Origin of the sequence: Polaribacter sp. L3A8 (assembly GCF_009796785.1) — a bacterium.
In the GTDB taxonomy this organism is placed as follows: domain Bacteria; phylum Bacteroidota; class Bacteroidia; order Flavobacteriales; family Flavobacteriaceae; genus Polaribacter.
In genome coordinates, this window is record NZ_CP047026.1 from 2,403,311 (window position 1) to 2,428,124 (window position 24,814).

Annotated in this window: 10 protein-coding genes, 1 pseudogene and 1 riboswitch; of the genes and pseudogenes, 7 read left to right on the forward strand and 4 right to left on the reverse strand. The window is 30.4% G+C overall.

The annotated features are described in order from the left end of the window. Positions 1-20 precede the first annotated feature (20 nt). Entirely contained in the window at positions 21-1,523 is a 1,503-nt protein-coding gene (locus tag GQR92_RS09835; RefSeq protein ID WP_158839182.1) for a helix-turn-helix transcriptional regulator, read from the reverse strand. A gap of 351 nt (positions 1,524-1,874) precedes the next feature. Between GQR92_RS09835 and GQR92_RS09840 the strand changes: the two genes are divergently transcribed. The 7 genes and pseudogenes from GQR92_RS09840 to GQR92_RS17990 all read left to right on the forward strand — a co-directional run bounded on the left by GQR92_RS09840 (position 1,875) and on the right by GQR92_RS17990 (position 15,364). Next, the gene (locus GQR92_RS09840; protein WP_158839184.1) at positions 1,875-5,933 is read left to right on the forward strand and encodes a sialidase family protein; all 4,059 of its coding nucleotides are present in this window, start codon (positions 1,875-1,877) and stop codon (positions 5,931-5,933) included. A gap of 17 nt (positions 5,934-5,950) precedes the next feature. After that, entirely contained in the window at positions 5,951-6,115 is a 165-nt protein-coding gene (locus GQR92_RS17820) for a hypothetical protein (protein WP_199269123.1), read from the forward strand. Between the two features lie 165 nt (positions 6,116-6,280). Continuing rightward, complete coding sequence (locus tag GQR92_RS09845) at positions 6,281-7,165, forward strand: LysR family transcriptional regulator (RefSeq protein WP_158839185.1); 885 nt, start codon at positions 6,281-6,283, stop codon at positions 7,163-7,165. Between the two features lie 75 nt (positions 7,166-7,240). Continuing rightward, positions 7,241-8,161 carry a YeiH family protein gene (locus GQR92_RS09850; protein ID WP_158839186.1) on the forward strand — a complete coding sequence of 307 codons (921 nt, stop codon included), beginning with the start codon at positions 7,241-7,243 and terminating at the stop codon, positions 8,159-8,161. A gap of 430 nt (positions 8,162-8,591) precedes the next feature. Then, positions 8,592-13,076, forward strand: coding sequence for a PKD domain-containing protein (locus tag GQR92_RS09855; RefSeq protein ID WP_158839187.1), 4,485 nt, complete (start codon positions 8,592-8,594; stop codon positions 13,074-13,076). 1 nt (position 13,077) lies between these two features. Then, positions 13,078-14,064 (forward strand): PorP/SprF family type IX secretion system membrane protein, encoded by a 987-nt coding sequence (locus GQR92_RS09860; protein ID WP_158839188.1) that lies wholly within the window; start codon positions 13,078-13,080, stop codon positions 14,062-14,064. A 713-nt stretch (positions 14,065-14,777) separates the two neighbouring features. Beyond that, positions 14,778-15,364, forward strand: a pseudogene (locus GQR92_RS17990) (IS982 family transposase). Between the two features lie 427 nt (positions 15,365-15,791). Next, positions 15,792-15,978, reverse strand: a riboswitch (cobalamin riboswitch). Between the two features lie 666 nt (positions 15,979-16,644). Here the strand turns inward: GQR92_RS17990 and GQR92_RS09870 are convergent. From GQR92_RS09870 to GQR92_RS09880, 3 genes are all read right to left on the reverse strand, one after another. Continuing rightward, on the reverse strand, positions 16,645-17,535 hold the full coding sequence (locus GQR92_RS09870; protein WP_158839189.1) for a T9SS type A sorting domain-containing protein: 891 nt from the start codon (positions 17,533-17,535) through the stop codon (positions 16,645-16,647). A gap of 202 nt (positions 17,536-17,737) precedes the next feature. After that, positions 17,738-21,187: a glycosyl hydrolase gene (locus tag GQR92_RS09875; RefSeq protein WP_158839190.1), complete on the reverse strand. Its 3,450-nt coding sequence runs from the start codon at positions 21,185-21,187 to the stop codon at positions 17,738-17,740. A 139-nt stretch (positions 21,188-21,326) separates the two neighbouring features. Next, positions 21,327-24,692 carry a T9SS type A sorting domain-containing protein gene (locus GQR92_RS09880; protein WP_158839191.1) on the reverse strand — a complete coding sequence of 1,122 codons (3,366 nt, stop codon included), beginning with the start codon at positions 24,690-24,692 and terminating at the stop codon, positions 21,327-21,329. Positions 24,693-24,814 lie beyond the last annotated feature (122 nt).

Genomic DNA, 24,814 nt, shown 5'->3' on the forward strand with positions numbered 1-24,814 from the left:
TTAAAATAAAGCATTATACACTATAAAAAAGCTGTAGTTTGCTTAAAGGTTTCTGTCAAATAATCAACCAGTTTAACCCCTTTATCTTTAATTCCTAATTTATTTGTAATTCTATATCTTTTACTTTCTACAGACCTAACAGATGTATTTATAAATGCACCAATTTCCTTATTCTTAAACCCCATAAATAAGTAATAGCAAATTATCACTTCAGAAGAATTTAACTCAGGGTGTTTTGTTAGTATTTCATTAAAAAAGGCTACATTAAGATTATTTATTAAATCTAAATGATCTTCTCCCTTATCTAATAATACAGAAGAACTAAGATGAATTTCTTTATGGAATTCTTTAATTTTATTTCTTTGCTCTTCTATATTTGTAATTACGGAAATGTTCTTAATTTCTTTTTTTAAGTCAGCAATATAATTTTCTAGCCCTTTTACTTTTAACATTAACTTATCATGGTTACTCTGAAGAAAAGAATATTCTTTAGTTCGTTTAGAAAACTCTAAAAGAATCCTTTTAACACTTTTATATTTAACAACCAACACAACAATAACACCAATTAATAAGCACGTTAAAAATATAATCCAATTTCTATTTAAATCTTTCTTTGCTGTTTCAGCTTCTAAAATTTTAGTGTTTTCTAAAAATGATTCATTAATATTAAAACTAGCTTCCATATTATCTTTAATCAGATCATCATGAAGAAATTTAAGAGAATCTAAATAATTATTTTTACTTTTCTCCTCTTTCAAAGCATCAAAATACGCAACATAATTTTTAAAATGATTTTTCTTATCAGAATTATTCATGTAAGTACGCATCCCATCAACTTTCCCTAAATAAATAGAAACTGAATCTAGTTTCTTTTCTGCTAAGTACATTTCTGCTAAACTAATATTTATTGTAACATCATGAATTTTATACAATAATGTTGAAATTGTAGTGTCTTTTTCTAACTCTAAAAAGTCGCTGTAATACTTATTAAAATTCACCTCATCTTTTAAATAAACATAGTTTGAAGTAACCATAAACAAGGCATACATATAATAAAAAGAATCTTCTTTTATAGACTTATAATAATCTAATTCAGGAATAATTAAATGATTACTTTCTTTGTATTTTTTATTATAAAACTTAATATATGCCCTCATTTGCATTACATCTACAAGACCAAATTTATTATCATCTAAGGTATAAAACTCCTCAGATTTTTTTAAATAATTTAAAGCAGTGGTATCTTTTTTTATAATGTACAGATTATAAAACAACTCTAAACTTGCAGCTCCAGCTAGTTCATAATTTTTTTCCTTTTCTGCATATTTTAGACAAAGTATATTGTAATGATAAATTTCTGCCTGACGATTTAAATGGCTACTTAAAACAGCTTTAAGGTGGTAATATTCTGCAATACGACCTTTAATAGATCTTTCTAAAGGTTTAGGTACAGAGTCTAAAAATTTCTCGGCTAATTTAGGAAAGTTATCAATTCTTGAACTTGCAGAATCTATATACTTCAAATAACTTTTATCAGCTTTTTGTGCGTAAAAATGAATACTGAAAAAGACGATTACGAACTTTAAAAAAAAATGAAAAACTTTTGACACAAAAAATATATTGAAAAAAATTAATAATAAACACTATAAAACAAAAGTACAAAAGCTTAAATAAAAGACAGCCTATAATTACCTTTATCATTAAGGCTTAAACACACCCTATTATATTTAATATAAAAAGAAGACATAAAAACACTTAATTTTATTTGAGTAGTTTATGCGTAGTTTTATTTTGGGCAGCGTAATTATCTGATATTAAGATATCAAAAAAAATAGAATACATTTGTTTACAAACTTTATAATATAAAATAGAACATGAAAAAAGTATTACACATCGTTTATTTTACTTTATTTTTTATTGGTTGCTTTCAAGTAAAGGCACAAACAATAAATTATAAAAAAGAGGCAGCTTTAAAGAATAGTAATTTTTATGAGATTGTAAATAAAACAAGAAAGCAGTTTATAGAAAAAAGCAAATACTCAAGAAAAGCTGAAACTCGATTAGAGAAAAAAGAAAAAAAACAATTTGAACGTTGGGTTTGGATTTGGAAAGATAGAGTAAATGCAGACGGTACTTTTCCTAAAGAAGCAGTAAACAAACAAGACTATTTAAATTTATTAGAAAACAAGGCTAATACACTAGCAAGATCTTCTTCTACAACAAAACCTTGGACACAAATTGGACCAACAGAAATTGTAACTAAAAATGGAAACTTCGATTACCCTGGTCCTGGTAGAGTAGATATTGTAGCGGTAGATCCAACAGATTCAGATATTATGTATGTAGGTACTCCTTCCGGTGGATTATGGAAAACCACAGATAAAGGAATTACATGGTCTCCAAAAACTGATAATCTTGCTGGTATGGGAGTTACAGATATCATCATAGATCCAACAAATACAAATATTCTCTATATGGCAACTGGAGATAGAGATAGCAAACACGTTAGCTCTATAGGTTTATTTAAGTCAACTGATGCTGGAGACACTTGGACAGTTTTACCTGATTTCAGTTTTTCACTAAGTGATAATGAATACATTAGAGATATCAGTTTTCTTCCTGGAACATCTACTACAATTCTTGCTTTAACAAATGACAGAATAAGAAAATCTACAGATAGTGGTGCTACATGGTACGATGCAACATTTACGCATGCAAATGATTATTTTGAAGAATTTCAAACAATTGTTTTTCAACCACTTATCACTAACAATATTGTTGTTTCTGATGTTTGGGGAGGCTTATGGTATTCTACTGATGCGGGAAACAGTTTTGTACAACATACTGTATTCAAAGCTGCAGATGCGGGAGGAAATTATCCAACACAAAACATATTAAGACTTGCAACCACACCAGCAGATACCGATCATTTTTATGGAATAGATCAAAATGGTATGTTCAAAAAATATCGATTTGCTTTTGATAACACTGCTGCAGATTTAATTAAATCTAAACATGTTACAGCAAAAATTTTTGGTACTGACACACCATTTGATTCTCAACATGGGTATATACAATGTATCGCACTTTCTCCAGCCGATGAAGAGAACTTAATGGTGGGTGGTGTACAAGGATGGAAGTCTACAGATAATGGAGATACTTTTACTCCTATTTTAAATGCATATTCTAATCCACTACCTGCTGGTCAAATTCACGTGCATGCAGATCATCACTTTTTATTATTTACAGATGATACTCATATTATTAATGGAAATGATGCAGGACTTAGAATGGGGTCTTTTTCACCAGCTTCAGATGCAGATTTCCCTGATATTTCTAGCGGATTAATTATAACACAATCTTATAATATTGCAATTACTCATGGTTTAAATGGCGATGATTATATGATGGCAAACCAAGATAATGATGGTTTTTCTAAAGTTTTACAAGGCGGAACACAAAAATGGGTTGCCGCAGTTGCAGGAGATGGAACAGCAACAGCTATAGATATTTCAAACCCGAATATAAGATACCTAGGGGGAACAAATGGACAATTAAATAGAACCGATAATGGGTATGCAGATGGGTATGATTCTGCTATTAAAATTCTTAGATCAGACGAAGCAAATGCATCATTTATTTCTCCTATAGCTACGCATCCAACAAACGCTAACATCATATATGTAGGTCATGGAGATGTAAAAAGAACTACAGATAAAGGAGGTAATGTTGACCTTGAATATAATCCATCAGACTCTGATACTTTTACAGCGCTTAACTCGGGATTAACAAAAACAGAATTTTTAGACGTTTCTCTTAATAATGCTGCTGTTAGAATATTTGCAATTGGAGAAGTTGCAGAAGTTTCTACACTTAAAAGAAGTGTAAATGACGGAGCAACTTGGTCTACCATAGCAAGCCCTAGTGGTGTTAAGATTAATAGTGTATATGCCGTACCTAATACAAACACAGTATATGCAACAGTAAAAAGTTACAGTGCAGGAAACAAGGTGTATAAAAGTACAAATAACGGAAATACTTGGTCAAATATTAGCGGTAACTTACCTAATATCATTATGTTTAAAGTTATTTTAGACCCTAATAAAAATAATGAAACTATTTATTTAGCTACAGAAATAGGTGTTTATTTTACTGACAACTCTACTACTAATTGGTCTAAACTAGGTACAGATTTGCCAAATGTAAGAATCAGTGATATTAAGATAAGTCCAAATAACGGAAACATTTATGTAGGTACTTTTGGTAGAGGAATGTGGGTATATAATGACCAAAAATATTTTGACAATACTGATCCTGCAAACGTATATTGGTCAGATGTTTCTAGTTGGGAAGGTAAAACTTTACCTACAACTACAGACGATGTTTTTATAAAAGCGGCCGAAGAGGTAACTTTAGATTCTAATGGAGCAGTTGCAAAATCTATAGAAATTGCAGATAGTGGCTTTTTATATATTGAAAAAAATGCCGATTTAACAATTGAAAATAATTTTGATTCAAATTCTGCAAATAGCGCTGTAAACATCTATTCTGATGCAGCTGATAGTGGTGTATTAATTGTAAAAGGAAATAGCACAGGTAACATAACCTATGTTAGAGGTGGTTTAATCGATAACAAATGGAATCTTATTACGCCTCCTGTTTCAGGTCAAACGGTTAAAGATTTTGCTGAAAACGCAGGTAATGATATCAGAAAGAATACAGATACTGGTACAGATCCAAATAGATATGCAATTGCTAAATATAATGATGCCAATAATGCAGGCGAGAAATGGGAGTATTTTGATGTAAATGTTGGTAATGGAGTTCAATTTGAAAAAGGTATTGGATATTCAGTATCTAGAAGTACTAATACAACTACAGGACAAGTAAGCTTTACAGGTACTATACAAACAGGTTCTTTAAACATAAATGCTACGCATGATAAATGGGTGGCAGTTGGTAATCCTTACACAGCATATTACCCAGCTAATAAAGGTACTTCTGGAGATTTTGTTTTAGAAAATACAGCAAAACTTGCCATTGATGCACCTGCTGTATATGTTTGGGAAAGCAGCCAAGAAAAATATGTTGCTTTTACAAATGATGCTTCTGCAGATATAAAAGTACTAACACCAGGACAAGGATTTTTTATAAAAATGAAACCTTCAGGAACTGACGAAATGGTTGCTTTTAACAATGCATATTTAGGCACTAAAACATCTTTAACAGGCAGTCATACTTTTAGTAAAACAGCAGAAACAACACCTTTTATAAAATTATTTATTACAAAAGGAGAAATAAAAGTAAACACCAATGTTATCTTTTCTAAAGATGCAACTATAGGGTTTGATGCAGGAAAAGATATTGTAAATTTCAACTCGTCTGCATTTGATTTAACAACTAAGTTATTAGACAACTCTAGCGATAAAGATTACACAATACAGTCTATACCTAATAACGATTACGAAAATCAAATAGTTCCTTTAAACCTTACTGGAAAAGCTAATGATAAAATTATGTTTTCTGCTTTAGCAAGTAACTTACCAGAAGGTATTAAAATCTTTTTAGAAGATAAAGAAACAGGTAGTTCTTATCAATTAAGCGAAACAGAAAACTACACATTAACATTAACTAGTGATGCTAGTGGTTTTGGACGTTTTTATGTTCATTTTTCTAAACAAGTATTAGATGTTGTTGATATTGATGCAACTAAAATTCAGATTTATAATAACAATAATTCTTTACAAATTAACGGAACAACTGGTAGCCTAAAAATTGATTTATTTGACATCAACGGTAAACGTGTTTTTAATCAAAACCAAACTTCAAACAAATTTAGTCCAGTAGATTTAAACGGTTTTTCTAAAGGTGTTTACCTTGTAAAGGTTACTTCTGAAGGAAAATCAGTTTCTAAAAAAATAATTATAAATTAATAATATTAATAATCGTCATGAATATTAAAGACAATAAAAAAATAGACAGAAAGGATGCTTTAAAAGAAATAGGAAAATATGGTAAATACGCTGCTTTAACAGCTTTAGGTACCTATATGATCTTAAGCCCTCAAAAAGCGCAAGCTTCATCAGCTCCAGAAAATCCTGGAAACGGATTTTAATAATTTTTTAAAAACTCGATACTTTTAGTATCGAGTTTTTTATTACTATAAATTCTACAAACAGTCTTCTAAAAGAATAAGATTACACGTATCTTTAGGTTATAAAAAAATCCATTAATTTTATATTAATTTAATTGTTGATTATATTTTAGCCATAAACGTGTAATGAAAACAAAACTCCTTATTTTTAAAACGGTTGCAAACTATTTAAGTTTTACAAAAGCTGCAGAACAATTATTTATCTCTCAGCCTGCCATTTCTAAATCTGTACGAAATTTAGAAGAAACCTACAAAACCACCTTTTTTATAAGAAAAAGAAACTCCATAGAATTAACAAATGAAGGAAAAGCTTTTTTAATTTATACCAATAAAATTTTAGAAATTTATGCAGAAATGGAAAATCAATTTTTGCATAAAAATGAAACCTATCCCGATTTAATAAAATTTGGAGTTAGTACCACATTGGCAAATTATATAATGCCAAAAATAATTTCAAAATTTAGAGTACAATATCCAAAAACAAAATTTGAAATTACGGCGAGAAATTCAGACGATGTTGAAGAACTCATCTTAAACCAAAAACTAAATTTCGGAATTATAGAAGGTAAAAACACCAATCGTAAATTACAATTTAGCAAGTTTATGAAAGATGAAATTGTTTTGGTTACCAATGCTAAAAACAACACATATAAAAAAGGAATTATTACCATAGAAACACTGCAAGAAGTACCATTTATTATGCGAGAAATGGGCTCTGGAACAAGAGAAATTGTATTTGAGCATTTAGACAAATACCAAGTTAAAAGACTAAATACCGTTGTAACTTTAAATAGCACAGAAGCTATTAAAAACTATCTTTTAAATTCAGACAATTTTGCCTTCATCTCTATTCATGCTATCTCAGATGATTTAATGAATAACAAGCTTAAAATCATTGATGTAAAGGATTTAACTATAGAACGATGGTTTTATTTTGTCTCTAGAACAGGATATCAATCTAATTTAATGAACTACTTTGAGAATTACACATTAAACAACCATAACTTTTAGTTATATCAAACAATAATTTAATTTGCTTAATAGTTATTCTTAGTCACTAATTTTGTCTCGATAAATCATATCGACATGAAAACTAAAGTATCTAAAATAATCTTCCTCTTAATTATTATAATCACTTTCTTTGGATCAATAAATAGTCCTACAGCTTTATTACTCGGTTTTGTATTTGCTATCATTTTTAAAAACCCTTTTAAAACAAAAAGTTATAAAGCAATTCACCTCCTTTTAAAATTAGCGGTTATAGGTTTGGGCTTTGGAATGCTAATTAAAGAAACATTAACAACAAGCAAACAAGCCTTTTGCCTTACTTTTCTATCAATTATCTTAACAGTAAGTTTAGGGCTGTTATTAACTAAATTATTTAAAATTGATAAAAAACTAGGGCATTTAATTACTTCTGGAACTTCTATTTGCGGAGGGAGTGCCATTGCTGCTATTGCTCCAGTAATAAAAGCAGACAGTAAGCCAATAAGTGTTGCTTTAGGTATTATTTTCTTATTAAACTCTATCGCATTGTTTGTTTTTCCTGCAATAGGTCATTTTTTACATTTAAGTCAAGAACAATTTGGTTTATGGTGTGCAATAGCCATACACGATACTAGTTCTGTTGTTGGTGCTGCTTTAAGTTATGGTGATGAAGCTTTAAAGATTGCAACCACCGTAAAACTATCTAGAACACTTTGGATTATTCCATTATCTATTTTATCAATGTTTTTGTTTAAAACAAAAGGTGATAAAATTAAAATTCCGTATTTTATTTTACTTTTTGTACTCGCTATTTTTATAAACAGCTATCATATAATTCCTACTACCGTAACTAATGAAATTGTATTTTATTCTAAAAGAATATTAGTAGTAACCTTATTTCTAGTGGGAGCAACAATTTCTACAAAAGATTTAAAAACAACAGACTTAAACCCCATTCTATTGGCTTTAAGTCTGTGGATTTTTATCTCTATTTTTTCACTTATATATATTATTTATTAAAAAACATCATGTTATTATATGTCTATTTAATAATAATGGTTTAACAATTTAATAAATATAGAAACTCAAAAAGCTTATCCTAAAAAAGTAACTTCACAACCATTAGTATCAATAAAAACCAGAACATTTTGCAACAAATTATTTCTCATTTATTCAATTTATAAAGCCTATATCATAAACAAATAAAAATTACTTTGTAAAGCACCATTTAAGCAAGTAGCAAAATCACCATAAACACCTAAAAAACAATTATTTAATCATTTAAAAATAAAACACACAAAAGCTACTCTTAAAAAAAGGTTAATTCATAGATTTTACTATATTTGAACTTTTTAAGAAAAAGAATTGCAATCCCTCCTTTAGAATAGATTTTATCTATTTTTTTTATCGAATTTTATAGATTTTAATGTGTAAATTTAACCAAACAAGCATGAAAATTAAAAAACCATTGTCCTTTAATCACAAAAGGAAAATTTACTACATTTCTTTTTTATTGATTTGTGGAGTACTATTAAATACCTATGCAGATTTAAGCAATACTAAACTAGTTGACTTTTTAGCAAACGTACCTATAAGTGTTTCTGGCAGTACTAAAAACACTATTAAACCAATAGTAGCACCAACAGTTAGTTTTACGTTTACAAATAATAATAATGCTTGTTCTGGTGAAGAAATACAATTTACAAGCGATGTATCTGGAGCAACAGGAGACCTAACGTATAGTTGGGATTTTGGTGATGGTATTACTTCTGATGAAGAAAACCCTATCCATATTTTTGAAGCGCTTGGTTGTTCTTCTATAGATTTTGACGTAACCTTAACGGTTACCGATGACACAGGAACTTCTGACCTTGTTTTACAAACAATTTCTGTACTAGAAAAACCAGATGTAGAATTTGGTGATGTAGATGGAAAAGGTTTTAATAAGTGTGACAACACCTCATCTACAAGTGCAGATTACCCTATTCAAGTTAAAAATATTTCTGATATTACCGCACTTAGTTGTGTTAATAATATTTCTATAGATTGGGGTGACGGTACTAGTGGTATTTCAAATGCAACTTTTCCTATATCCCATACATACACATCTGTAGGTTCTTATTTAATGAAAATAACAGCAGAAGGTAATAATGGCTGTAAAAACGAAAAAATATACACAGTAAGTAATTCCTCTAACCTTGTGGGGGGGTTTAGTCTTCCTGCTATTAAAGGAACACAATGTGCACCTGAATATAATTTTGCAATTTTAAATTGGGGAGAAAACTCTGATGATACAGAATATACTGTAGATTTTGGAGATGGTGAAGAAAAAACATTTACACATGCACAACTAAAATCAATAGACCCTACAGGTCTAAAAGATTTCCCTGTAATATACAACTACACAAAAGGGAGTTGCCCTACAGCAGATGGAAAATACACCGCTAAATTAACGGTTAAAAATGCATGCTATGAAAGAAGTTGGACTATTGATAATATATTTATAATACAAGCTTCTATACCCGATTTTGAAACAATAGACCGTGGCTGTATTAACGAATCTATTTCTTTTAAAAATATTTCTACAATTCTTGACAACCTTGACTGTAAAGATGAAGCTAAATTTACTTGGAATTTTGGTGATGGAACACCAGAAGTAATAGAAACATCAAAAACAACTGAATCACACACGTTTACTACACCAGGCACCTACACTGTTTCATTAACAGTGCAAGGAACTTGTAATCCTGTTACAATTACCAAAAAAATAGAAATTTTAGATAAACCCGTTATTACAAATACAGACTTAACCCAAGAAATTTGTTCTACTGAAAGTATTGCTGAAATTAATTTAACAGCTAATATTACAGGTACTACTTTTTCTTGGACAGCAACAGCAAGTAGTACAGATATTACTGGTTTTACAGCTAGTGGAGATACAGATGTAATTCCTGTAGAAAGATTAAGTAACGGAAGTGATATTATAGGTTTTGTTACTTATACTGTAACTCCTAGATCGGATATTTGCGATGGTGAACCTGTAGAATTTGTAATTACAGTAAACCCTGCACCCGTATTTACTAGTCAACCAGCTTCTTCTGAAATCTGTTTAGACGGAACAGCTACACTACTAGAGGTTGAGCATAAAAACGGAACAGGAACTCCAACTTATCAATGGTTTTCTAATACATCAAACTCAGCTATCGGAGGAACTCCAGTAGGCACAGACCCTACCTTTGTACCTCCAACTAACGCTGCAGGTACAACCCACTATTATGTAGAGGTTACTTTCCCTACTGGGGTTTGTGCTAAAATTACATCAAACGTAGCAAAAGTTGTTGTTGTACCTCAATTAATAGTAGATTCCGTATCTCTGCCACAAACAATCTGTATCGGAGGAACAACTCCATTAGAAATCACTTATACAAACGGAACAGGAACTCCTTCTTACAAATGGTTTTCTAATACGAGTAATACAAATACTGGAGGAACCGAAGTTGCAGTAACTACAGATAACACATATACCCCTGATGCATTTACTACTAACGGAGATTTCTATTTTTATGTAGAAATTTCTTTAAACGGAAACGGATGTTCTTCTAATGTAAGTGAACCATTTAAAGTTACCGTAATACCAGACCCAATTATTATCACACAACCAATTGTTAGCCAAGAAGTATGTCAAGGTGCTACAACATTAACTCCATTAACAGTTACTACTACTAGCGAAACAAGTTCTGATAAAAACTATCAATGGTACAAAAATGAAGATGATAACAACACTACCGGAACAGCAATTGCAGGTGCAACTTTTGCAACACACACTCCAACAACTACAGATGATGGTACTTTTTATTATTATGTGGTGGTTTCTCAACCAGAATCTGGTTGTAGTATTACCAGTGATACATCAAAATTAATAATAAATCCTACACCAATAATAACAGACCAACCAGATTCTTATACTCTTTGTTTGGGTGAAGGAGCAACTGCTTTAGAGGTTGTTTACGATAACGGAACAGGAACCTTAGAATGGTTTTCTAATACAGTAAATTCAGCTATTGGAGGAACTTCAGTTTCAACGAAGGACACTTATACTCCATCAGTTGATGTTCCCGGAACTATCTACTATTATGTAAAAATCACTTTTCCACCTGGTGGATGTTCTTCTGACATTACCTCTGAAGTAGCAAGTGTTACTGTTAATGAAACACCAGTAATTACATTAGCTTCTAAACAAGATATTTCGTGTTTTGGAGATACTACTGGTAGCATAGATATTGACGTTTCTGGAGGTTCACTGCCTTATACTTACAGCTGGACAACTACCGATGGAAGCGGATTAAATACAAGTGTAGAAGATCAAACTACATTAACTTCCGGAACCTATAACGTAATTGTTACAGATAAGTTAGGTTGTTCTAGAAATCAATCTATTGTTATAGAAGAACTATCTTCAGAAATAGAAGTAACAGTAGCAAAAACAAATATTGATCCTTGTATTGGATCTAATTTTGGAACCATTGATTTAACCGTAACTGGTGGTATTACTCCATATAAAATATCTTGGAGTAATTTAGCTAACGGTTTCTCATTAACCAACTTGCCGGCAGACACCTATGTTGCTACAATTACAGATGCTAATAATTGTGAGAAAATAGTTTCTATAGAAATTACACAGACTAATTTTGCCATAGCACCAGATGTAACACCAATTACCTGTATTGACGCAAATAATGCTACTATATCTTTAAATTTAACTGGAGATACTACAAACGTTACTGTATTATGGAATGATGATGCCGGAGCAGGTGTTAATAGAACAGGGCTTTCTCCTGGCACATATACTGTTAATATTGAAGATACAGTTGCAGGAGGCTGTCCGATAGAAGAAACTTTTATTATAACGAACCCATCAGAAATTACTGTTTCTGAAACACTAACAGATGACACAGATTGTAATATTGTTGGTAATGGTAGTATTGCTTTATCTGTTTTTGGAGGTCAATCTCCTTATACTTATCTATGGGATACTGGAGAAATAACTCCTAATTTAGCAAACCTACCTGCGGGAGATTATTCTGTAGAAATTACAGATACTAACGGATGTACCATAATAAAACAATTTAATATTTTTAGACAAGAACCTCTAGACTTAGACCTTGAAGAAACCGTAATTACAGACTGTGGTTTAGCAACCGTTAGCCATACAACAATAGCAAAAATAACTGGTGGTATTTCTCCATATACTTATGAATGGTCTGACGGAACAACAGATACTAATTTTACAACCACAGAAAGCGGAACGTATACATTAAAAATTACAGATGCTAATGGATGTACTAAAAGTGAAACCATTACAGTTAATCTACCCAAAATTGATGAGACAGATTTTAACTATAATTCATCTACATTAGAAACCTATAACTTACTTTCTATACAAGACCCAATACAGTTTCAATATGTAAGCCTTTCTACAAGTACATATTCTAGCATCACTTGGGATTTTGGAGATGGAAGTCCAATTGTTAGAGATGAAGAGGCTCCTAGTTACACGTATGATAAAGTAGGTACTTTTAAAGTAACCTTAAAAATAATATATGGTACTGGATGTGCAATAACTAAAGAGTACGACTTAAATATTACAACAGGCTATCTTTTAATTAGCCCAACTGCATTTACCCCTAATAACGATGGTTATAATGAAACAATAAGACCTTCTTTTAGAGGTTTATCAGAAATAGAAATGACTATTTATAATACTTGGGGAATTGCTATTTATACAGAAAAAGACATCGACTTAGAATTAAAAGGATGGGACGGAACAATAAAAGGAGTTCCTTCTGAAAACGGAAATTACATAATGGTTGTAAAAGCACTTACTTTTTACAATAAAGCAATAACAACATCTACACCTATAACACTTATAAAATAAGATGAAGAAAATTATACTACTACTTTTTGTTATAGCAAGTGCACAAAATTATGCACAAGACGTTATATTCTCTCAAGGATACCTGGTTCCAGAAACCATAAATTCTTCATTTACAGGTAATATTAGAAGTACCAAAGTTGGTGCTGTATTTAGGTCTCAATGGAGAAACTCCTCTTTTAAAACAAATTCTAATTATGCCTTTGCAGACACTTGGTTCGAAAGCTTTGGTACAGGGATTGGTGTTAGTTTCTTAAACCAAACGGAAAGTGCCTCTTCTTACACTTTTAATCAGATTAATTTAAATTATGCTATGGCATTTCAAATTAACAATACCTGGTATTTTAGGCCTAGTATTTCTGCTGGTTTCGGAATGAAAAATTACGGATTTCAAAATCTATTGTTAGAAGATCAAATTAATTTAAATGGCAGCAGCGTAATAAATACATCAAGTTTTGATCCTGCTTTATTAAACGAACAAAGAAATTTCTTCGATTTTAGCTCTTCTATTTTATTTAACAATGATGATTCTTGGATTGGATTAACCGTAAAACATTTAAACAAACCCAATATTTCTTTAACAGAAAACGGTAATGAAGCTTTAGATGTATTTTGGTCTGTGCACACAAAATATTATTTACCTTTTTTAGAAAATTATGAAACATGGTTTGCTAAAAAAAGTAAAGTCTATCTTTTGTCTAACTTTATGATGCAAGGAGACTTTAATAGATTTGATATTGGAGGACAATACGTTTTTGACGATCAGTTTTCTTTTGGAATGACAGCATCTACTTCTCCTTTAAAAATTGGAGACAACGCAACCACAATAAGTTCTCTTACCACTTTTATAGGTATTACAATGCAAGGTTTTCGTTTTGGATATTCTTATGATTTTAGCAACAAAAAGCTTTTAAATACCGGAGGTATTCACGAATTCTCTCTTTCTTATGATTTTGACGTTAATATTAGAGAACTAAACAGATACAGATAATCATATTCTGTTTTCTAATTTAGAAAACAATAACAAACAAAAAAACCTCTTCTTAATTATTAAGAAGAGGTTTTTATATTTTATGATATAGATAAGAATATTACAGAAACAGTAGATTCATAATCTGACGAACTATATCCTCCTGAATTGGCAACATATATTTTATCATTATAAACAACTAATTCTTCTGGTTGTCTACCTACATTTACAGAACGTGTAACATTAAGACTTGTAATATCAATTTCTATAATTTTTCTGTTTGCAGCATCCAGATCTCCAACAACACCTAAATAACGTGAGTTCGATGTAAGAAATTTTAATTAAACCTATAAAAAAAGCAGAATATTTAGTATATTAAAGTACTGAATTCTAATATATTAATAAATATCCTGCTTATGATTTCTGATAGTAAAATTATAGAAATTTTCTGTTCTTTAGATGATTTTATGAAAGAATTTAACTTAATTCTTAATAAAAACAGCATTTCTGATGGTTCAACAACTAAAAAACGTAATAGAAAGTTCAAAATGTCTGATAGTGAAGTGATGACCATACTTGTTATATTTCACCTAAAGTCTTACCGAAACCTTAAACACTTTTACTTAAACCATATTTGTAAATACAGACAAGATCTGTTTCCAGATTGTGTTTCTTATAATAGATTTGTAGAACTTCAAAAAAAGGTTACACAACCTTTAGCCGTTTTTATGAAAATGTATTGTTTAGGCGATTGCACAGGTATCTCTTTTATTGATTCTACTCCTTTAAAAGTATGTCACTATAAAAGAGAAAAACAACATAAAGTATTTAAAGATATTGCCAAAAAAAGCTATGGAACTATGGGGTGGTATTTTGGTTTAAACTACATATTGTCTGCAATGACAAAGGAGAAATTATTGATTTTATGTTCACTCCAGCCAATGTAGATGACAGATTCCCTCTCAAACAAAAGAAGTTTCACGACAAATTATTTGGAAAAATTTTTGGAGACAAAGGATATATTGGGAAAGATTTATTTGAAAGACTTTTTGTAGACGGAATTCATTTAATAACTAAAGTTCGAAAAAACATGAAAAAGAAAGCAATGGACTATATGGATAAAGTTATCCTAAGAAAAAGAGCAATCATCGAAACAGTAAATGATGTACTAAAAAACACTTGCCAAATTGAACATTCTAGACATAGATCTTTTGATAATTTCATAACAAATATGATCTCTGGATTAATTGCATATTCTTTTTTACCTAAAAAACCTTCTATAAAAATCCCGAATATGTTACCGAATATTGCGATTGATTAGCTCGAACTCACGTTAAATACGTACTCAAATATGCTTTTCCTTTATAAAACTTAATGTACCTACAATTATCAACATTTATTTGCTTAATTTTTTTTGGTTTTTTACATCTAAGACCTCTACTTTATTAGAGGCATTTACAACAACATATAACTTAGAACCATAGATACCCATATCATTACCAACTAAAAAGTTTTCCTTTAGTTGAACTATTTTTGTAGAATCTCTTTTTTGAGCATACAGAGAACAAGAATTCTAAAATCCTATAATTAGAAAAATGTCCCAGAAAAAATGTAAAAAAGAAGTCCTCATACTTATTTTTTTAGCGTACGATGATAGAATAAGAGAAGCGTTACTTATACACCTACCTTTTATAAAAAAGTACCAGATAAACAGTTCTCTAATTCAGTTTCAATCCTCGAAAGCTTTAATGAATTATAAAAAAATGGCAGATCTTCTGACTTACTCCATCCACCCGGTCTTCCCATTCTTTCGAAAAGTGACTATTCGGGTTTCAACTTTAGAGCGTACAGCTGCGGGACAGTTCTAGAATTAAACTAGATTCCCTTTTTAATATCGAGTTATTAAACTCGATAACCATTCTTAGTTAAAAAATATGTTTCATATTTATCTACAATTTGTTAATTGGCAATGCAGTTTTATGCTTTATTTTGTAGACTAATTTATTTCCTAATAAAAGTACTTTAATAAGTACATTTCTTTTTAAAAATTGAAATTATTTTCCCTTTAAAAAAGCAAAAAATGAAGGAATAGAAATTAAAACACGAATCTAACCTTCATTAAAAAGTTGGTAAGAATTCTTTTAAGAAAGAAACAACCTCAAATAAAATAATGTGGCTATTGTAAATACTGCCCCCCAACACTATTTTTAAAAAACCAATTATATTAAATGAAGTTGCATTAAAGTTATTTAAATAAGAAATAATTTTTATTCATTTCTCTATTTTATAGTATTATTAACATTATAAATTATATCCAAAGGAAAATCTTTAAAATTGTTTTTCAAATTTATTGGTTTCAAACAAAAAAAGACTACGGTAACCCATAATCTAGTGCTTTAATCAAAAGAAAAAAATAATAAAAACAAAAAAACAGCTTCTTTTTTATATCAATAACATCTTACAAACAACAAAAAAACACCCTAAAAACTAATAGTATTAATTATTGATACTAGAAAAAGTGAACTAAACTTTAAAAAAAATCATAAAAAAACACTATCAATTTAACATGATAGCGCTTTTTTTAAATAAATTATATGAAAGTTACTCCTTAATTATTTTTTTACTAAAAGTAGCATTGTCACCACTTAACTTAACAATATAAACACCGCTTGCAAGTGTGTTTAAATTTATCTCTACTAAAGATTTTCCATTCACTTTGCTTGTTACAACTTGATTACCTAGTAAATTATAAACACTAATATTTTTAACATCAGCATTTAAACCTTTAATTGTTAATTGGTTTTTAACAGGGTTTGAAATAGAAACCGTTTCAAAACCTACAGTTTTAGTACTTAATACTACTGTAGCTGGTTCTAATAACCATCTAGAAGTACCACTAAAAGGACCTGCATGGTTTACAAAATCACGTCCATTTGTAGATACCATATATACATTATTGTTATTATAACCCGTTGTTTCTCCTGAACTATCATCATCTGGAGTAACAATAGATCTAATTTGAAAATAACTATCTCCTCCTTCTTCATCTGGTAATGCTCTTGGTATTATTATAAAAGTTCTGTGTTCTACCTTTGGCATCTGTGGATCATCAAGCTCACGCAAAGTCATTCTACTTCCAGAACCTGTATATTCTGCATTTCTTAGGTGCAAATAGGTTACAGGAGATAATTGAGCACTTGCAATGGTGTACGTTCTATACGCTTCTCCTGCAAATGAAAAGAAGCCTCCTGCTTCTTTAAAAGTAAATATTTGAGAATTATCTGTATCTGCCAATTCTTCTAAAGGAATACTATCTGGGTTATTGCCATCTTTATTTGTATTATAAGTACTAGGAATTGTAGGATACAAACCTTCCGTTAAAAGTTGTATTCTATAATTACCTTCTCCAGGAAAACTTTCTTGAGCAGATACTTGAAAAGCAACAAAGCAAGTCAATAAAAAGACAATGTTTTTAAATGTAATTTTTTGCATAATGTAATATTTTAGTTAAAAGTTTAAAATTTCCAAATACATATTTTGGATATACACAAAGCTAAACCTCAACATTATAATTCTTGTCCTGTTTTGCCCTGTGTTAATTTTTAAATAAAACTAATCACCTTTAAACATTAAGCACTATGCATCAAATAATTAACTCTCTCTTTTTTTTAAAAAAGTTTATTTTTTTACAATTTTAATAAGAAAACTCTATATATTTAACAGGTCCTACCAAGCCAGAAACATCTAATTCAGTTTCTTCTTTTTTAGGAGGACTCGTTGTCCATGTTTTCTTTACTCCCTTAGCACGCGTATTATCATAAATTAATTGATTTCGCCACGTGTTGGTTACTTTTATTTCAATTTTATTTTTTCCTTTTTTAAGTACATTACCTACCTCAAATTTATATGGAGGAGCCCAACGTGTACCCACTTTTTTGCCGTTGCACCACAATTCAGCTATATTGGCTACGTGCCCTAAATCTAAAATCCTATTTTTTTCAAGATCATCAATTTCTATTTCTTTAGTATAACTAACTGTTCCTGAATAGTGTTGTATGGCTTTGTTATCAAACTCTGTAAGTGATTTTAATTGAGAAACCTTAACCGACTCTGGAGTATCCCATCCTGGTTCAAAAGCTACCTTCCAATTATTCTGAATAGAAATTTCTTTTACATCAACTTTTGTTGATGAGACTCCTTCTGTATTATAAACTTTATAAACTCCAGATGTAGATGCTTGTATCTTTTTGTTTTCTATTTTAACACAAACTAAATCATCATTTTCATGAATTCTATACCAACCAATTTCTGAACTTAATACCGGTTCTCCTTCAAATTCCACTTTTGTTGCATACGGTGTTTTATTTCCTTTAGGAAAAACAACAATTGCACTTCCGCTAGCATCAAAAGATACAGCTACATTAATTCTATCTTTTGTTTTGTTCCAAACAGCTGCATCATATTGTTTTCCTGTAAAAGCATCCCAAAATTGAGGATAAGCATTTTTAACTCTAAGGCTTATTGATACATCTGTAGGTTTTTCACTCTTAGTAGATACAAAATAAATATCAGCAGCATCGGTTTTACGATGAATCCATTGTACATCTGCATTTTGTGGAACTATTACATCTGGTATAATAGCTTCACTTTTTAAAACTTCTTCTATAGATATACCCCAATATACTTTTCCTTTCCCTACTTTTTTTACTCCACTTTTAGCATTTCCCCATAATTCATTAGAAATTGCTAATAGTGTTTGTACATCATTTTCATCATCCATTAAACTAGGGGAATCAGTAGGTTTATCTCCCACAATTACAGCTCCATTTAATACTAACTCTTTTAGTTTCTTGGCTGTAGACAATAGCATATTTTTAGAATCCCTTAAAAGAATAACACGATAATCTCCAGCATCTTTAACATTAATTTTCTCGTTTTTAACAGTTAATTTTTGCTGTAATATTTCTTCATTTAAATAATCATATTTATAGCCTTTTGGAAAATCATTTAAATCAAAAGGAGGACGCTCAAAATGATCGCCATAATACCAAAGTACATCAGCTGCAAATTCTCCTTGCTGTAATACATATTGATTACGAGTTAAATAATCAATCCAATCTGGCATGTATTTCCACCAAGTTTGTGCTCTAACAAAAGGAAACCCTATATTACCTCCAAAACTAGACCCGGGATATACGTTGGTTTGAGGTGTATGAGAAAATGTATGAAAAACCAAATGGTTTACTCCTTTTGTAAAATTATAATCTATTAAATACTTTACGCTAAATGGGTGTTCGTTCCATTTTACCCCAACTTGCGTACAAGCTTCTGCTGCTAAAACAGGCTTATTGTATAAGTGCGTAGCTGAAGCTGCTGAGAGAATAGGTTTGGCAAATTCGTTTTGATTAGACGGTGCTTTAGGGTACCAAAACTCTGTCATTGGAATATCACTTACTCCATAATAACGCATAGGGTCTATAGGTAAAACTTCTCCTCCAGCACCTTCGGTATATACCTCTGCTCCCATTTCGTGAGCGATAGTTGCAAAATGTTCAAAGAAATTTTCGATAAATAAATCATCCATTGTTTGGCGTAGATCTCGTAAAAATTTAGTTGTTACTTCTGGGCTATCTACAATATACCCCATAGTTGCGGGCAGATATTTTACCAAATCATAACCTCGTCTGTGTTTAAATTCCTTAAACATATCATCGGAATTCATGGTCCAAGTAGGTACATGACTCTCCCAACTATCTATTAATAAGCCTTGTAATTTTCCGTTTCCTATTGGACCTCCATCTTTAATTAAATTTCCTATCATCCCTTTTTTAAGATGATTTTCTATGGCTTTTTTATCTAATTTGCTAGACTCCCAACCCGTTGCTTCTGGAACTGCAGGTTTATTGGTTAATCGCATATTGATATGACCAAAACGAACTACCGTCCAATTTCCTTTTGGAATACTCCAAGTTAGTTTTCCATCAGAAGTCATTTTATCAGTTAGATTAATAATAGAATTCCTTTTTACAATAGTATTTTCTGCATATTTATAGTGTACATCTTTTTCTAGACGTCTTAATACTTTTGCTGCTTTGGCTTCAAAATTATGATTTTTAGGTTTAGCGCTTAAACGTATAGTTTCTGGAGCAATAGTATGATTTCCTTTAAAAGTAAATTTAAACACCTTAGCGGTCGTTTCTGGAATTGCTAAGGTTAAGTGCTTTCTTCTATCATTCCAATTCGCATCGGGTACGTTAACAGTTTTTATTTCTCTAAATTCATCATTAATTAAGGCTTCAACTTTAACAGCAACATCTATCTTAGGATATTCTGTTCCCATAATCATATGTCTAGATTGCGGAAAAATAATAGAACGCAGTGTTACCACTGTATCAAACTTAGTTTTAACCCAAGTATCCTCATTGTTTATTTTAGAAATTCCCTGAGCTCTATACTCTTTTAAAGGTTTATCTAATTGAGTACTTTTACGAGTAACTATAAGTTTTGAGTTGGGGTTAAAAATATCTACCCAAGGAATAACTTGATTATTACTTTCAACTTCTGATGGATTAATAGGGGTTAAATCATCTCCCTCTGGAGTAGGAAAAGCTAAAACTTGAATATCTTTATAATTATAATCTGATGTTTTATATAATGAATCTAATTTTAGAATTTCATTATATTTTTCCCCACCGGATACATGATACACAGATTCAACCACTTCGCGCTGTGCTTCTTCTACAGGTACCCAAGGGCCTCCTGTCATAGACCAACCAGGACAATTTTGCATTGTAAATTTTAAACCAAGACGTTTACATTCTTCTGCGGCATGACGAATCATGTCTTCCCATTCGGGAGATAAAATTTTTATTTGATTCACCTCAGGATAAGGTCTTCCGCTTTTATTAAAGAGCTGAATTCCTTGCAACCCTGCAGATTTTATTGCTTCTAAATCTTTAGTAAGGCCTACTTTACTAATATTGTTTCCGTTGATATGAAACCATGTTTCTGGACGATATTGTTTAACTGGAGAAACAAAACCATCACTTAACGTTTTAAAATCTTCCGTTAAATCATTTTCTTTCTCAGGTAATTTACATTGTATAAATAGTATTAAGGATAATAAAAAAAACAGGTTTTTCATTTAAAATAATTTATAAATAATTTACTAAAAATAAATAATTTATTTCACTTTATGAATTAACATCCCTTTTAATATAAAAAATCCCCCAAAAGCTATACCATGGGGGGATGAATTTATTATATAAAAATATATTTATAAATTACTTTTTAATTACTTTAATAAAAACAGGAGTCTCTAAATTTACTTTAACAAAATAGATTCCTTTTGCTTGATTTCTAATATCTAATTTAGCATTACCTCCGTTTACAGGTTGTTTTTTAGAAACTACTAATTGCCCTTGAATATTATAAACTTGTAATTTTATATTTTTAACATTTAAAGGTAAATCTATCTCAAATAATCCTTCTGACGGATTAGGAAATACAGTAACACGTTTCTCTAAATTGTTAAAATCTAAGGTTGATAACGTATAATCTAATGTGTATTCTAAAAATGCTTTTCCAGATGCGTCACCAGTAATTGTTTCATCTAAAAAAGTAAGCTGACTTCCTTTACCAATATATAATGAAACATCTGTAGTTGATTCTTTTTCTATGGTACGTACAATTCCAAATCTACCTGTAAAGGCTATATTTAAATCGCTTAATTGAATTGCTTCTTCGCTATCATTCGTTAGAATAAAATCTGTTATTTTTTGTCCATTAACTTCAGATATAACTTTTACACCAACAACTTTATTATTATTAATAATATTAGCCGTAGACTTAACACTACTTATGGCACTACTAGAAGGTTCATATATTGTTACAAAGGGTTTATTCCATGCTTCACCATATTTACGCATCATAAACATTTGCGTCTTTTTATTAGAATATCCATTTCTAACATATTTAGTTGCAGGCGCTAAAGCGGATGAGTACTCCTTATCAATTCCTCCAGGAACATTTACGTGTAAATATTTGTTATCAAATTGTAAATCGAATCTCGCTGAAATAGCATCGGTTGTTAATTGAGATGTTTTTGCATCTGTATACCATCTCCATCCCGGTTGTTTTCTACTATCACCTAAATCATTATTATATCTTTCTGGTGTAGCTGTTAAATTAAGTGCAATTTCTCCGGTTTTCATTTGCATTACATCTCCCAAACCATGAAAGAGGTAATCATGATAGTTATTTACATCTTTAGAAATAGATCTAAATACATCTACATAATAACCAGTTGTAGCACTTGTTCTAACAATACTATTTGTACGTTGTTGATCTAAATTATTATTACGATCTTCTAAAAATTGAGTAGAAAACCCAAAGTTATCTGAAATTGGATTCGCATATGCCTCTGGCTCACTTGCTTCTAAAACAATAGGATCTACAATATTTAACCAAGTACCAGAACTAGAAATACCTCTTTTAGTTGCTCCATTTACAATAACTGTATTGTGTGCTGCATGAGAAACGGCATAAGTTTCATGAATATCACTACCATAATCATCATTACCATAATCTGGCCCCATAATATAACCTGCTCCATAGAGTTCCATATCTAAACCTGTAGCATGTGCATGCACATAACTACCACCACCGGTATAATACATTAAACCATTATCTACATTATTTTCCTCTACAAAATTACGTTGCATAACCATACCTGCATATTTTGCAGTAACTGTATTATATAAAGGTGTACCTGTACTAACTACTGCATCATCTATATTTACACCCCATAATAATTGCAGTGGGTTATTCCATTCTAAAGATTGAGTTTCTATAACAGGTTTGTAACCACCTTCATCATTGTATCTTTTTTTAAGTGTAACCGCAGCTTTTTCTTTATATGCTGCCAACCCTAAACGATCTCCCATAGCAAGTACGTTTCTATAAACATGGTTATCGCCTGTAAACGTTCTACCTATATCTCCGTAGGCTATAGTAGACCCATTTGGATAATAAAAATTATCAAAAATAAAAATACCGTCTAATAGGTTTAAATTATTCTCTATTATTTTAAGTTCTGGTTTATATCTGTCTAAAACATTCATAACTTTTAGAATAATAGCGTGTGTAAATTTACTATACCCTACAGCTTCTGGCCACATACTTTCTTCTTTGGTAAAGTGGTTTAACATCCATGTAATTCCGTTTTGATTAGAATCTCCATTCCAAAGTCTTTGAAAATAACGCTCTCTCGTAGCATCATCTTCCATACACATTACATTGTATAAAGCACCCGTTAATTCTAAAACAGGATGGTTTGAGTTTGTAGCCCCAACTTTTAAAACATTTTCTGCCATTACCTCAAAGGCTTTTTGTGATGTTTCAAAATTAAAAGGAATACGTGTTTCTGTTTCATAATCAAAAACAGTAGTGGTTTCTTTAGAAATAAAAGAATGAATAAAATCATAAGCAATTCCTACACGTGGAAAATGCTCTCTAGTTTGAATTAAATGATTAAAACTACTTGAATAAAACTTAAAATTTAAAGGATCTTGTACACTAATCATTTTTACATAATGATGTAAAATATCTGCAGATAATTGCGCATAACCTTCATTACCTGTTAAATAATAAATAATACCACATTCTACTGCTCTGTTTAAAATAGTTCTATGTGTATTTCTATCACCAGGTATACCTGGTATCGATTTTAATATAAACTTAGGGTCGGAAACATGAATTTCTTCGTACAAAGATTGTCTTTCCATTAGTTGATTAAACATACTACTAGCCCAATCATAATTAGCAATATTGTCTAATATTTTTTGTTTATCAGCATTACTTACTAAAATGTGCGGATGTACTAATGATTGTGTTTTAACAATTTCTTGATTTAATAAATCTATAAATTCAAAATTATCAAAATCTAAAATTCCTTTTGGTAAAAAAGAATTGTATTGTAATTTAAAACTACCTAAACTTAAATCTTTATTTCTAGAGGCAATATCATTAAACACTTTTGTTGTACCTACCCAAATTTCCCAAGTATCATCTGCAATACTTTCTGTAGAATTATCTGGTGCTAAATATGTTTGTGTACTACCACTATTATTAACCATAAAGGTAATGGTTTGTTTGCCAGAAAAATCTACTGATTTGGCACTACCATTATCTAATACTTGTAAAAAAAAACTTCCTGTAGTTTCACTAATCCCTAACCCAAATCTACTATGAACATCTGCTATTGAAGTACCAGCTCTTGCAAAACTAGGACCAAAATAAAAAGACATAGCCCTTCTATCATCTGGATGGTCTTCATTTTGACCTGCAACAGCAAAATCAAACTTCATTTTCATTAAAGTTGGTTCTTGTGTAAGATCTCTATTGATGTTTCTGTAAAAATAGGCAGAAGAACTACCTGATTTAGTAAAACGTAAAGCTCCGTTTGTTATACTTGATAAAACTGAAGAACTGTTGCTAATTTTTGTAAACTGACTAGAACTCGGGTTATCACTAGTATAGTCTGCACGTACTGTAGATTCATTAAAATCTTGCTTAAAGATTTCTATCTGTGCACTCGAAGAAATTGTAAAAAAAAATATTACTGAAAATAAAAGTACCTTTTTTATCATTTTAAAATTGTTTAGAACATAATATACACTATACTTTTTTAGCGTATTTGTAGTATGTATTATACACAAACACGCTAAAAAGTAAGAAGAGTAAAACTATATTACAAAACAATATTCCCTGT

What these genes read in the sequence shown, in the direction of transcription:
- GQR92_RS09840 (WP_158839184.1), top strand. Translation starts at nt 1,875, where the DNA reads ATGAAAAAAGTATTACACATCGTTTATTTTACTTTATTTTTTATTGGT.
- GQR92_RS17820 (WP_199269123.1), top strand. Translation starts at nt 5,951, where the DNA reads ATGAATATTAAAGACAATAAAAAAATAGACAGAAAGGATGCTTTAAAA.
- GQR92_RS09845 (WP_158839185.1), top strand. Translation starts at nt 6,281, where the DNA reads ATGAAAACAAAACTCCTTATTTTTAAAACGGTTGCAAACTATTTAAGT.
- GQR92_RS09850 (WP_158839186.1), top strand. Translation starts at nt 7,241, where the DNA reads ATGAAAACTAAAGTATCTAAAATAATCTTCCTCTTAATTATTATAATC.
- GQR92_RS09855 (WP_158839187.1), top strand. Translation starts at nt 8,592, where the DNA reads ATGAAAATTAAAAAACCATTGTCCTTTAATCACAAAAGGAAAATTTAC.
- GQR92_RS09860 (WP_158839188.1), top strand. Translation starts at nt 13,078, where the DNA reads ATGAAGAAAATTATACTACTACTTTTTGTTATAGCAAGTGCACAAAAT.
- GQR92_RS09870 (WP_158839189.1), bottom strand. Translation starts at nt 17,535, where the DNA reads ATGCAAAAAATTACATTTAAAAACATTGTCTTTTTATTGACTTGCTTT.
- GQR92_RS09875 (WP_158839190.1), bottom strand. Translation starts at nt 21,187, where the DNA reads ATGAAAAACCTGTTTTTTTTATTATCCTTAATACTATTTATACAATGT.
- GQR92_RS09880 (WP_158839191.1), bottom strand. Translation starts at nt 24,692, where the DNA reads ATGATAAAAAAGGTACTTTTATTTTCAGTAATATTTTTTTTTACAATT.